This is a genomic window from Acinetobacter sp. YH12129 (assembly GCF_013418685.1).
Taxonomy (GTDB): Bacteria; Pseudomonadota; Gammaproteobacteria; order Pseudomonadales; family Moraxellaceae; genus Acinetobacter; species Acinetobacter amyesii.
Genome location: NZ_VPBP01000004.1, coordinates 20062 through 32485 on the forward strand (window position 1 = coordinate 20062; position 12424 = coordinate 32485).

The 12424-nt window shown below is 41.7% G+C and carries 11 protein-coding genes; 2 read left to right on the plus strand and 9 right to left on the minus strand.

Going from position 1 to position 12424, the window contains the following annotated elements; genetic code table 11:
* Positions 1-28: 28 nt before the first annotated feature.
* From FTU65_RS03630 to ahcY, 4 genes are all read right to left on the minus strand, one after another.
* Positions 29-2905, minus strand: coding sequence for an EAL domain-containing protein (locus FTU65_RS03630; RefSeq protein WP_180065033.1), 2877 nt, complete (start codon positions 2903-2905; stop codon positions 29-31).
* A 183-nt stretch (positions 2906-3088) separates the two neighbouring features.
* A complete protein-coding gene (locus tag FTU65_RS03635; RefSeq protein WP_180055741.1) occupies positions 3089-3802 on the minus strand; it encodes a 16S rRNA (uracil(1498)-N(3))-methyltransferase in 714 nt (237 codons plus the stop codon).
* 32 nt (positions 3803-3834) lie between these two features.
* On the minus strand, positions 3835-4671 hold the full coding sequence (metF, locus tag FTU65_RS03640) for a methylenetetrahydrofolate reductase [NAD(P)H] (RefSeq protein WP_168378282.1): 837 nt from the start codon (positions 4669-4671) through the stop codon (positions 3835-3837).
* A gap of 231 nt (positions 4672-4902) precedes the next feature.
* Complete coding sequence (gene ahcY / locus FTU65_RS03645) at positions 4903-6285, minus strand: adenosylhomocysteinase (RefSeq protein ID WP_078192086.1); 1383 nt, start codon at positions 6283-6285, stop codon at positions 4903-4905.
* Between the two features lie 271 nt (positions 6286-6556).
* On the opposite strand from ahcY, the gene FTU65_RS03650 reads away from it, so the two are divergent.
* Together FTU65_RS03650 and FTU65_RS03655 are read left to right on the plus strand one after the other, a co-directional pair.
* Positions 6557-7504: a DUF4424 family protein gene (locus FTU65_RS03650; RefSeq protein ID WP_180065032.1), complete on the plus strand. Its 948-nt coding sequence runs from the start codon at positions 6557-6559 to the stop codon at positions 7502-7504.
* Between the two features lie 65 nt (positions 7505-7569).
* A complete protein-coding gene (locus FTU65_RS03655) occupies positions 7570-8094 on the plus strand; it encodes a cysteine peptidase family C39 domain-containing protein (protein ID WP_180065031.1) in 525 nt (174 codons plus the stop codon).
* A gap of 64 nt (positions 8095-8158) precedes the next feature.
* Here the strand turns inward: FTU65_RS03655 and FTU65_RS03660 are convergent, their stop codons facing one another.
* From FTU65_RS03660 to FTU65_RS03680, 5 genes are all read right to left on the minus strand, one after another.
* Positions 8159-8671 carry a tetratricopeptide repeat protein gene (locus FTU65_RS03660; RefSeq protein WP_180003360.1) on the minus strand — a complete coding sequence of 171 codons (513 nt, stop codon included), beginning with the start codon at positions 8669-8671 and terminating at the stop codon, positions 8159-8161.
* Positions 8672-8784: 113 nt separating this feature from the next.
* Positions 8785-9123 carry a DUF3325 domain-containing protein gene (locus tag FTU65_RS03665; protein ID WP_180065030.1) on the minus strand — a complete coding sequence of 113 codons (339 nt, stop codon included), beginning with the start codon at positions 9121-9123 and terminating at the stop codon, positions 8785-8787.
* Positions 9120-10871 carry a PepSY domain-containing protein gene (locus FTU65_RS03670; protein ID WP_180065029.1) on the minus strand — a complete coding sequence of 584 codons (1752 nt, stop codon included), beginning with the start codon at positions 10869-10871 and terminating at the stop codon, positions 9120-9122. The genes FTU65_RS03665 and FTU65_RS03670 overlap by 4 nt, the downstream gene beginning before the upstream one ends.
* 1 nt (position 10872) lies before the next feature.
* Positions 10873-11220, minus strand: coding sequence for a hypothetical protein (locus FTU65_RS03675; RefSeq protein ID WP_180003354.1), 348 nt, complete (start codon positions 11218-11220; stop codon positions 10873-10875).
* A 202-nt stretch (positions 11221-11422) separates the two neighbouring features.
* Complete coding sequence (locus FTU65_RS03680) at positions 11423-12424, minus strand: Tim44 domain-containing protein (protein WP_180020733.1); 1002 nt, start codon at positions 12422-12424, stop codon at positions 11423-11425.

Sequence of the window (12424 nt, forward strand, 5' to 3'; positions counted from 1 at the left end):
GACAATCTTATAGCTCAGGCATAGTGACTTATATTAAGTAAGTATAAGCAGGCGAAGAGATATTATTTTCAAGGAACACGGTTGCCTCTTCTTGTGGCAGTGGCTTAGAGAAAAAATAGCCTTGAGCAATGTCACATTCTAAGTCTTGTAGATACTGTAACTGCTGTTCAGTTTCAATCCCTTCAGCGACTACCGTCATGCCCATCGCTTTACCCATGGCAATCATGGCACTAACGATGGCCAATTGTTTATTTTCACCAATTTTAGAGATAAAACTGCGGTCTATTTTTAAGATATCAATTGGAAAATCAGCTAGATAGGATAGAGAAGAATAGCCCGTACCAAAGTCATCAAGTGAAATATTGATCTTACGTTTTTTGATTTCATTTAACAGTTCACGTACTGAATCTAGATTTTCGACCAAAGAAGATTCTGTAATTTCCAGTTCCAGACTGGCACCATCAATCTGATTGGCATCTATCGCTTCATCAAGATCATTTAACAATTGTCCACGGCGCAGTTGCTGCGCGACAATATTGACGGATACACAAATATTTTGATAACCCAAATTGTTCCAAAAACGAATTTGCTGCGCGGTTTTTTGCAGGACAAAACGCCCAATATCCGAAATTAAACTGGTTTGTTCTGCTAGAGGAATAAATAAGCCCGGTGGTATTAAGCCTTTTTCAGGATGATTCCAACGCACTAAGGCTTCAAAACCATAAATATTTTTATCACGGAAATTGATCTTCGGTTGGTAATACACCACCAGCTCATTATTTTGAATGGCTTTACGCAAGTCTCGTTCCAAGAAGATCCCTTGCTCTAATAATGCGGTATTTTCATTGGAATAATAACGTGTGGTATTGCCGCCCAAATTTTTTGCTTCGCTTAGCGCTTGTTCTGCACAATTATTCAGATAATCCAACTGACGGCCATGCTCAGGATAGAACGCAACACCCATCGATAAGGTGATGACATGGTCTTGACCAAAAATATTAAATGGAATGCTAAAAGCTTTATTGATGCGTTCACAATGTTCTTGTACTGAAGGGCGGATGTGCGAGATTTCATACACAATCGCAAAATCATCGCCATTTAAGTGTGCGACAAACAGAGCTTCGGCATTGGTTAGACGTAAACGCTGTGCGACTTGGCGTAACAGTTCATCACCACCATTGTTGCTGAGATATTCATTTAATGGACGGAAACGATCGATGTTTAAACGAATGACAGCCAACTGTTTAATCGAATCTTGCTGCGAAACTAAATATTGATGCAGTTGATAGTTGTAATAAAAACGGTTCGGTAAATCCGTTAAGGTGTCATAGTTTTCTAAATATGATAAGCGTTGTTCTTGCAATTTACGTTCGGTCAGGTCTGAAACGATCCCGATATAATGGGTGACGCGATTTTGATCATCGGTAATCGCATTAATATGCATCCATAGCGTCAGTTCTTTACCTGAAAGAAATTTTTCGTGCAATTCACCATCATATTCACCAATTTTCAGCACTTGTTTAATGATCGAGTAGTGCATACTGCGTTGAATTGATTTGTAATTCGCTGTGATATCAAAAAGATGTTTGCCAATAATTTGGTCGTAGTTAAATCCGGTTAATTGTTCGTAAAACGGATTGACTTCGATATAGCACAGCTCTTCATTTAAAATGAAAATTCCTTCAGCGGCTTGTTCGAGTACACTAGCTGCAAGTTTTAAACGTTCTTGTGATGTCCGTTCTTGATGGATATCACGTCGAATACCGACCATGCGCAATGGCTTACGATTATCTGGATCGCGTTGAATGACCCGTCCAATATCATGTACCCAACTCCATTTTCCTTGACTGTTTTGAATCCGATAGGTGGCCTCATAACGGTCTTTAAATCCACGTAGATGTTGAATCATTGCCGACTTAAAATGAGGGATATCATCAGGATGGATCACATGTTGTAACTGTTGCTGATGCTCTTTCGAATGTCTAAGGGTTTTTTCTTGCTTATAGTTGGTGACAACGATTTTACGATCCTTGATATTCCAATCCCAAGGACGTAAACCTGCAATTTCATGTGCAAGGACTAAATTGGCCTGTTGGTTTTCTAAATCCTTGTTCATTTGCTCAATGTCGAAGGTCCGTTCTTTGACTTTTTGTTCAAGGATTTGGTTACCTAGTTGTAATTGTAATTCGATGTCACGTGATTTGTTGACTTCATCTTGGAGCTGCTGACACAGTTCATCAGTCCATTTGACTTGTTGCTTGGCACTATCAACCAGTAGGTTGTTTTTTGCATGTAAGGTCGACACACGACGGTGAATCCGATATGACGTCATGGCGCACATTAGAATCACAATGAGCCCAAAATTAATACTCAGGCTAAATAAGTGATTTGAACTATCTAAGAAAAAGAACTGTGCAATCAGATACGGCACGATAGACGGGATAAAGGCTAAACAAAAATAATTGAGTTTTTGCGTTAAATAGGTCAAACCAAAGGTTTGCGTCACGATCAAGAGTAGGGCTGAGAGCGTTAAGGCCTGAATCGGTTCAAAGCTTTGATTGGTCGCAGGTAAATAGTAAAAAATTAAAAAGATACCGCTCGCAATAAGCGTACCGACTGAAAAACACTGAAATTGTAGCCAACGATGCGCAATCATCAGTGAATATTGTTCAGGTTTAAAATAAACGGTGCTCATCAGCCAGCATAAACTGACAAAAACTTCGGTAAAAATAAACCAAATATTGAAATATAAAGATGGTGATTTATAAAAAATTTGATATATCGAAAAAATATATAAGCAAATAATCAGAATACTGACTAAAAAATAGCGGCTATGGCGAATCGTGTTCGCAATTTGAGCAGTATGATTGTACTGCTTGATATATTCATCTTGTTTATACGTCATGAATATAAAAACCCTGCCTTAACCAAATTTAGATCGTTGTATTTGTATTGTTCCTGAGAGTATTTGTTTATTCTTAGTAACAAATCATTTGTTTTTATTGACTCTAGGGTAATTGCGTTACAAATAAAAAGCAATATCAAGGATGCCATCATTGATGCTTTCAGATGAACCATCGAGTAAAAATTAAATAAATTTATAATTTAAAATTGAAAGTGCAACTACAGGTGCAGTTTCTGTGCGAAGGACACGTTCACCGATACACCAGTTCACAAAACCTTTCTCATTTGCTGCGCTGATCTCGGCTTCGCTCAAGCCACCTTCAGGACCAATCAGTAAGGCAAAGTGCGGGTCAGCATCTGCTAATACATCAACTTCATCTTTATTGGGTGCGAGTACCAACTTGGTTGTCGGTAGATTACTCTCCAACCATTTTTCAAGGGAAAGGGGCGCAAGTACTTTAGGGACAATGTTGAGACCACATTGTTCACATGCAGCAATAGCAATGCTTTGCCAATGGTCGAGTTTCTTTTGATCACGATCGTACTTCAAACGCATTTCACAACGTTCGGATGTGAGTAGTTGAATTTCAGAAACACCGAGTTCCACCGCTTTTTGAATTGCATAATCCATGCGGTCGCCTTTGCTCATCACTTGACCCAATAGTGCTGTAAAATGTGGTGTGCGATTGCTTGGATTGAATTGCAAAACTTGGACGGCAGCCGACTTTTTAGCGACTTCAACCAATTCAACATGGTATTCGCCACCTTGCCCATTGAACAAAGTGGCAGTTTCGCCCACTTGAGCACGTAAAACTTTTACCCAGTGATGAAACACTGTTTCCGTTAATTCAACAGTCGTATCAACAGTTAAATCAGCTTCAATATAAAAACGTGGCATTAAAGTTTTACTCTCAAAAAGGTCGAAATGTCTTATGCAAGACCGAGGTCTTTCACAAGTTGACGTGTAGGGTCAGTGGTATTCATGGTATAGAAGTGCAAGCTTGGCGCACCACCAGCAATCAGGCGTTCGCAAAGTTTTACAATCACTTCATGACCAAAGGCTTTGATTGACGCTGTGTCGTCGCCATAAGTCGCAAGCTGTTTGCGAATCCAGCGAGGAATTTCTGCACCTGTACCATCAGCAAAACGAATTAAATTGCTTGCATTGGTAATCGGCATAATGCCTGGAGCGACAGGAATGTTCACGCCTTCTTTTTGAATGCGCTCTACAAAGTAGAAATAGGCATCTGGATTAAAGAAGAACTGGGTGAGTGCTGCGTTAGCGCCCGCATTGGCTTTGTCGCAGAAACGTTTGATGTCGAGATCAAAGCTGTCCGCTTGTGGGTGCATTTCTGGGTAAGCAGCCACTTCGATTTTGAAGTGATCACCAGTATGTTCACGGATGAAACGCACAAGATCTGTTGCATAAGGCAATTCGCCCAAGCCCACTTGACCAGACGGCAAGTCACCGCGCAGCGCAACAATACGGTCAATGCCTTGTGACTTATACAAATCCAGCAATTCGGCAATACGTTCTTTGCTGTCACCAATACAAGAAAGGTGAGGGGCAACAGGTGTGCCTTTACCGTTGAAGTCGTTCAATGTAGACAAAGTACGTTCACGGGTAGAACCGCCTGCACCGTATGTTACAGAGAAAAATTCAGGATTTAATAATTGTAGTTCTTGGTGTACAACTTTAAGTTTTTCCGCGCCCGCATCAGTTTTGGTCGGGAAGAACTCAAAGGAAATAGGAATCTGTTTTGACATGTTCAAATCCTTTTTTTATAAATACTTTTATTTAAAAAAATCCCCTCATCCTAACCTTCTCCCTGAGCCATATATGGCGCAAGAGAAGGGACTTCCATTATGAAAGTAATAGTTATTTGGAGTTAACAACAAATTTGCTTTCACAATGAAGAGTTCCCTCTCTTGCGCTGAGCTTCAAAGCAGTGCTTGAAGCACGCTCAGGAGAGGGTTAGGGAGAGGTATTTATAAAACTTAGTATTTATAAGCCTCAGCTTTGAACGGGCCTTCAACTTGAACACCGAGGTAATCCGCTTGTTCTTGAGTCAAAGTCGTCAATACGCCACCGAAACCTGCAACCATTGCAGCAGCAACTTCTTCGTCTAATTTCTTAGGAATAAGTTCTACGCGGATCGCAGCTTGTTTTTGATCTTCAGGAAGATCAGCAAATTTTTCAGCGAATAGGTGCATTTGACCCAATACTTGGTTGGCAAAAGAACCGTCCATAATACGTGAAGGGTGACCGGTTGCATTACCAAGGTTCACCAAACGGCCTTCTGAAAGAAGAATAAGGTAATCATTTTCATTTTCTGAACGATACACTTGGTGAACTTGTGGCTTAACTTCAACCCACTTATAACCACGTAAGTAGTTTGTGTCGATTTCAGTATCGAAATGACCGATGTTACAAACTACAGCGCCAGCTTTTAATGAATCAAGCATTGCAGCGTCACATACGTGGTAGTTACCAGTTGTTGTTACGATCAAGTCAGTATTTTGAAGAAGATCAAGGTTGATGTCTTCTTTCTTACCCGTTTGAATGCCATTTTTATACGGAGCAACAACTTCGAAACCGTCCATGCATGCTTGCATTGCACAGATAGGGTCAACTTCAGTGACACGTACAATCATGCCTTCTTGACGAAGTGATTGAGCAGAACCTTTACCTACGTCACCATAACCGATTACAAGCGCACGACGACCAGATAAAAGCATATCTGTACCACGTTTGATTGCATCATTTAGAGAGTGACGGCAACCGTATTTGTTGTCGTTTTTAGACTTAGTGACAGAGTCATTTACGTTAATCGCTGGAACTTTTAAAGTACCGTCGCGGTGCATTTCGTAAAGACGTTGAACACCTGTAGTGGTTTCTTCTGTAATACCGTGGATTTTAGCAATCACTTCAGGATATTTTTCGTGAACAAGCGCAGTTAAGTCACCGCCATCATCCAGAATCATGTTGGCATCCCAAGGTGTACCGTTCACATTGATTTGCTGTTCAAGACACCACATGTATTCTTCTTCAGTTTCGCCTTTCCAAGCAAATACAGGAATACCGGCAGCAGCGATTGCAGCAGCAGCGTGGTCTTGAGTAGAGAAGATGTTGCATGAAGTCCAGCGTACTTCTGCGCCCAATTCAACTAGAGTTTCAATTAAAACTGCAGTTTGAATAGTCATGTGGATACAGCCTAGGATTTTCGCGCCAGCAAGCGGTTTAGCCGCTGCATAGCGTTTGCGAAGACCCATTAGGGCTGGCATTTCTGCTTCTGCGAGTTTGATTTCTTTACGGCCGTAGTCAGCTAGTGAAATATCGGCAACTTTGTAATCTGTAAATGAAGCATTAACCGCGTTCATCACGATCTCCTTAATAAAAACAATTGATCATTCAGTTCGCGGATGCCGTTGTTGATTGGAACGAGTGTCCAACCGAATCGTCGAGCCTAGCGATCTTATATTTAGTGCCTATAAGAAAGTCGCAGCATCCCTCGACTAGGGCAGTATTGTACTTGGAAATAGAGTGAGTTCCAATCCGAAAATGCTTAATATCTGACTTATAGGTTTTTTGATCTGTAAAATTACGTCGCGAATATTTAAATTTCATAAATCGGTCAGGAGTATAAGAATAATGATTAAACCCGTAATGGCTTTATTGATGTTTTGGCCTGTTATTGTCGCGGCCAACGACTCAACAGGCTACGTGGCAACAGGCGGTGTACAGTATCTGAAAAGTAAAGACATTCAAATGTTCAGTGAAGACCTGTTTATTAGTAAAAAAATCATTAAGGTCGATTATCAGTTCAAAAATTTAAGCAATAAAGATGTGACTGAAACGGTCTTATTTCCGTTGCCAAAAGTTGAAAACTTCTTTGAATCTGATTTTGCCAATACAGAAAAGCTGCTCAAAAGTTTTAAAGTTCAAGTGAATGGAAAAACGATTCAGCCTGAAATGCACGTACGCACTTTTATTCAAAAAGATGAGAAAACAGCGCCGATTGATATGACTGAGAGTTTTAAGCAATGCGGATTTACGGAAAAAGACATGCTGAATCCGTGGAGCAGGCAAGATGTTGAATATAAAACTTTTGAGGCAAAGCTTAGAAACTGTAAAAATGCAGCGCTGCAAAAAGTATTGCCCAAAGATTTGAGTGAAGAAATTTCATGGTCATCTCAGGTGATTTATAGCTGGAAGCAAACGTTTAAAGCCAATGCGCTCACACGTGTACAGCATCAATATGCACCGCTAGTGGGTGGGTCTGTGGCTTTATATCCTGATGAATATAATAAAAGTTATTGTATGGATCAAAACTTTAAGGCAGGACTCAGAAAGGCTAAATCACAGCATGCACCATTTCAAGCATTGGGCTATATCTTAAAAACAGGCGCCAATTGGGCAAAGCCTATTCAAGATTTTAAACTGACTATCGAGCGTGATGCAGGAGAGTTGGTTTCTTTTTGCTGGGCAGGTAAAGTGAAGAAAATCAGCGCTACGCAGTTTCAAATGGTTGAAAAGAATTTTGTGCCCAAACAAGATTTGGACATTATTTTTGTGCATGTGAAATCAGGTCTGGATTAAAACTTGCAGGCAAAACTGCTGCGATTTGTTTATCATCGTCCATAAGCAATTTTGAGTTTTGATATATGTCGATGGAAATACCTGATGAGTTGGCAAATTTAGAAGCCAATGGCGGCATTTATGCAGTGTGGATGTTGCTGCAGCACTTAGGTATAGATGCAGACATTCAGCAGCTCATCGAAGTTTGCGCTTATGAAGCTGACCATGGCACAACAACCATTGGTTTAGCCGTTGGGTTAAAGAAGTTTGGCTTCCAAGTAAAGTTTTACACAGAGCATGATCCTGAGCTGCAAGACAGTGAAAAACGCAGCTATGCAGAAGCAGACCAATTGGAACTGCCTATATTGCCTGCAATTGGCTATGCACAAATTCAGCAGGCTTTTGAACAAAATCAGTTTGTGATTGTCTATTACGACACCCTAGAGGGCGTGGGGAATCATTCTTTGGTGTATGACATTGACGAAGCAGAAATCAGTTTCTTTGACAGTTTTGATGCCATGCCAGCAGACGTATTTGAACAGCAGCGTGGGGCAGAGGGCATTTGCAGACAAGTCATTACGGTGGATGTAAATGACTATGTGGCGAGCTGAGCCATTTTGTTAAAAGCAAAAAGCCCATCATGAGATGGGCTTTATTTTTTAGAAAAGAATTGGATTACTGCTCAGCCACATTGGCTTTTTCATTCCAAAAATCTGCTTTTTCTTCATCAGCGTCGATGCCTAAGCCATTGGCATAAATAAAAGCTAAGTCACGCATGGCCTGAACTTCACCTAATTTTGCAGATTGTTCAACCAGTTCAATGGATTTAGCGACATCTTTTTCCACCACATCACCACGGCGGTAAAAATTGGCGAGTTCTAAAATTGCAGCAGGATGGTCATGTTTTGCCGCTTGTTCTAACCAGCGGTGTGCATGCTCAAAATAGGTTTTAGATTCTTCAGGATCTTCTTCGAGCATGTCTTTGGCATAGACTGCATAGCCTTCACCCAGCCAATACATCGCTTCTACATGACCTAACTGAGCTGCTTTGAGTGCCCATTCTTCAGCAAGTTCAACATGCTCATCATTTTCACTTTGCATATAAATTTCAGCCAGTTCAAATTGAGCATCTTTATTTCCTGCCATGGCGCGGTTATATAAAGCAGGAGAGATCGAAAGTTCAGACATGTGTAATCCAAAAGAGCAGAATAGGCATAGCCTAATCGGTTGGCATGAAAAAAGCCAATCCGAAAATTAGCTTTCAATGTTTGGAGAATGTTTAGAGATCGTTGTCCAATGAATTAAAATTTCAATAACACTGCTGACAATACAAATACGACAACCAATGCACCAATAATTTTCCAAAAATATTCAGCGATATAACTAATACATAGCCCGACAAATAAAGCCGCAATGGTCAGCGCGCCAAACCAATAACTGATGTTATTGCTCGGCGTGCCAAGTGAGAGGCAAATTATCAAGGCAATAATCAATAGCGCCCAGCCGACTAACGTGGCTAACCGTGTTTGGCCCACACTTAGTTCTTTGCTGTAGAACTGCTTTTGATGTTTAGACATGCTGCATGCCAAGGCAAAAAAACCTAAGCTACTCAGTGCCCAAATCAGGAGAAAGAACATCATGCTTCAGCCTCCTTTGTGGCACGCGCTTTTTTAACAGGCAGTCCTTTATGCTTTTTCACTTTGTAAAATGAATAGGCAAACAAGATAGCCAAAAGCCACATTGCAAGATCAAAGGAGGCAATCATCCATTGGCCATTTGCCATGGTATTCCAAAGCGGTTGACCACCAGTCATGAAGTTTACAATCGGCAGTAAGGCAAAAATTGCTGTGGCAAAAGCTAAAAGTTCTAGCCACGCTTGACGATGCGTACGGAACATCGCATAAATAAGCGTTAGTAGCCAAACAATAAAGAAACTACGAATTTCTAATTCCGAACGGTTTTCAAGTTGTGCGGGAATAAAACGGTTGGCATAGAAAAATGCTGCGCAGGCAATCGGCAAACCAATAATCGCTGCAATATTGGTCACTTCAACCGTGCGGTAGCCAAATGATTTAAAGCCTTGTTTTTGCTGTTGCGGCGCACGTTTTACACACCACAGAATGAGACCTGTAGCGACCATCAGTGTGCCTACAATCCCTGAAATAAACAGCAGCCAACGTAGTGCTAAATCTACACCGCGTGCTTCATGCAGCGTAGTCATTACATTGTAAATACCCATCGGTACAGAAGGGTGCTTTAACTTGGCACTTTCATCAGTTAGGTCTTTGCCAGTTACGCCATCAAATTGTTTGCTTGCATAGACATTTCGATACGCGACACTTTCACCATGTAAGGCACGTAGCTCAATTTTAGCTTGGTCTGTATTTGGTGCAATGATGCTAACGGTACTAATCGGATTGGTTTTCCATTCAGTCTGAACCGCAGTCACGATTGGCGCTAAGTTGGTCAACGGCGCAGCAACGACAGGTTGCTCTTCACGTTTAGAGCGACGATCTCCTCGACCTTCACCACGGCCCTCAGCACGATTTTCGCCTTGGTTTTGCGCAGAATTGGCACGGGCTTGCTGTGGGCGTTCGCCACGTTCTTCGCGTCCTTGGGCAGATTCACGTCCTTCAGGTTTATTTTCTTGAACTAGGGCACGATTTTGTTCTTGTAAAAATTGTCCCCGGTTTTCATAAATACGCTCAATCCCCCAAGGCATGATCGTAAATAACAGCAGCAACAGGCCACTAAAGGTGATCATGATGTGGAAGGGAAGCGCAAATACTGCGGTTGCATTATGTGCATCTAGCCAAGAACGTTGTCCTTTACCTGAACGGAAGGTAAAGAAATCTTTAAAGATTTTTTTATGAGTAATCACACCACTAATGATGGCAACTAACATCAACAGTGTCGCTATCCCGACAAACCATCGCGTCCACATACGTGGCATACCATAAAGTTCGAAATGGAAACGATAGAGAAAATTACCACCACGCGTATCGCGCGGCTCAAGCACTTCACCTGTAGCACTATCAATGTAGATTTGTTTACCACCACGGCGTGCGCGAGGGTCTTCACCTTGTTCACGAACGGTAATTAAGGTGGCATTTTGACGCGTATTTGGCAGCAAAATATTCCAAGCACCTGCATTCGGATGATTTTGCTGTAAATAATTCAGTGCGACTTCAGTTTGTTGGACTTGTGAACTGGCTGGAACAGATTGATGCAGCTCAGGTGTCATCCAAACATTGATTTCATTTTTAAAGAAGCTCAGGGTTCCGGTCAGGAAAATAGCATACAGCAACCAACCTAAGATTAGGCTAGCCCATGTATGCAGCCAAGACATGGACTGGCGAGGCCCCTCTACTTTTGCATCAACACGCATTTTAGCTTCCCATCATCATGTAAATGGCATACAAACACACCGCAGGGATCACAATGCCTAAAGTTGCTTTGAGGGTTTTATTCACCATAAAGACCCAAATAAATGCACAGCTCCACAGGATAAATGAAATTAAAGTTGCACTCATGGCTGCACTTCCACGGTCTTCGCTAAATACATCTGCGATTACGATGGCAGATAGCATCGCTACAACATATCCGCCCACTAAAGCGAGGGCAAAGCGATAGAAAATCATCAATCGATAGGTCAATAGAGAGGGGGTGTCTTTACGCGTTTTAGGCAGCGCAGATGTGAGGGGTGTCACGAGTGCCTCAGGTGGTGAGCTATTCATAAAATACTTAAGCGCTTGGGAATTGTATTAAAGTTAATCTAAATGATAACAATTATTATTAATAATTAGAATAATGTATTCACAAAATTATTGATTTTTCAGCATGCTGAGTAGAAATGGATTTAAAAAGAGGGGAATTAAAGGCGAAAAAATAGCGACCGAAGTCGCTATTTTAGAATGCAAGAATGCTTATGTGTCTACATTATTGCTCTTGTTGAATGCCTGCAACTAACCAGTCTTGATCAGAACCCGCAGGTTTAACAAAATGCCATACTTCAGCAAAAGGCTGTGGCAGGCTATTTAAGTCTTCACTTACAGTACCTGTAAAACGCACACTTACAACGTATTGACCATTTTCGTTAGCAGAATCGACCACCATAGCATTTAAGTTAGAAAACTCAGCAACGTCTTCATCTTTATTCGCCATAATGTCGTTATACATAGACTGGTAAAGATCAGGCGTTAAGTAACGCTGAATTTCAGAAATGTTGCTTGCCGTATTCATCGATTGAATGTGGTTAAAACGCTGACGTGCAACACGTAAAAATGTTGCTGGCTCTGTACCATCAGGCAATTGATTGCCGCTGTTGGTATAGGCAGCACCAAAAGGCGCGTTCGTTGCTGCAGCTGCACCAAATGGAGCATTTGAAGCTGCTGAATTACCGCCTACAGAATTACCAAAAATATTCGTATTGTCATTGCCTGCACGAGGTGCAGCATTTTGTTGGCCAAACGGTGCATTGTTTGCACCGCTGTTTGGCGCATACGGATTGTTAGTGGCTAGTTTTTTTTTTGCGCCCATCTTACGGAAAATGAAGAAGGCAACAGCAGCGGCAAGTAAAATCCAGATCCAGCCTGGAATACCACCTTTCTCTTCCTGTTGTTGTGCTTGCGCTTCAGAAGCTGCTTGACCGTTATTGTCATCGGCCATCGCATTTGCAGCGACTGCACCAATAGCAGCACCAGCCACACCAGCAGCAACCATTCCGCCCACATTCGAGCCAGATTTTGCTGGAGCGCCAGCAGTTGCAGGCTGTTGAACAGGAGCAGATTGACGAGGTTGCTGATAAGACTGAGTTGGAGCAGCTTGACGGCTCATACCATGGCTTTTACCACCACCGGCACGTTTCGCTTCTGCAATCGGCGCTACCAAAAGGGCTGCTGTTAAAAGAGCAGTCATCAAACCACGCTGTCGAACTTCCAT

Bases quoted from the DNA above. Each gene is read 5' to 3' on its own strand.
- FTU65_RS03630 (WP_180065033.1), bottom strand. From the start codon at position 2,905: ATGACGTATAAACAAGATGAATATATCAAGCAGTACAATCATACTGCT.
- FTU65_RS03635 (WP_180055741.1), bottom strand. From the start codon at position 3,802: ATGCCACGTTTTTATATTGAAGCTGATTTAACTGTTGATACGACTGTT.
- metF (WP_168378282.1), bottom strand. From the start codon at position 4,671: ATGTCAAAACAGATTCCTATTTCCTTTGAGTTCTTCCCGACCAAAACT.
- ahcY (WP_078192086.1), bottom strand. From the start codon at position 6,285: ATGAACGCGGTTAATGCTTCATTTACAGATTACAAAGTTGCCGATATT.
- FTU65_RS03650 (WP_180065032.1), top strand. From the start codon at position 6,557: ATGATTAAACCCGTAATGGCTTTATTGATGTTTTGGCCTGTTATTGTC.
- FTU65_RS03655 (WP_180065031.1), top strand. From the start codon at position 7,570: ATGTCGATGGAAATACCTGATGAGTTGGCAAATTTAGAAGCCAATGGC.
- FTU65_RS03660 (WP_180003360.1), bottom strand. From the start codon at position 8,671: ATGTCTGAACTTTCGATCTCTCCTGCTTTATATAACCGCGCCATGGCA.
- FTU65_RS03665 (WP_180065030.1), bottom strand. From the start codon at position 9,123: ATGATGTTCTTTCTCCTGATTTGGGCACTGAGTAGCTTAGGTTTTTTT.
- FTU65_RS03670 (WP_180065029.1), bottom strand. From the start codon at position 10,871: ATGCGTGTTGATGCAAAAGTAGAGGGGCCTCGCCAGTCCATGTCTTGG.
- FTU65_RS03675 (WP_180003354.1), bottom strand. From the start codon at position 11,220: ATGAATAGCTCACCACCTGAGGCACTCGTGACACCCCTCACATCTGCG.
- FTU65_RS03680 (WP_180020733.1), bottom strand. From the start codon at position 12,424: ATGGAAGTTCGACAGCGTGGTTTGATGACTGCTCTTTTAACAGCAGCC.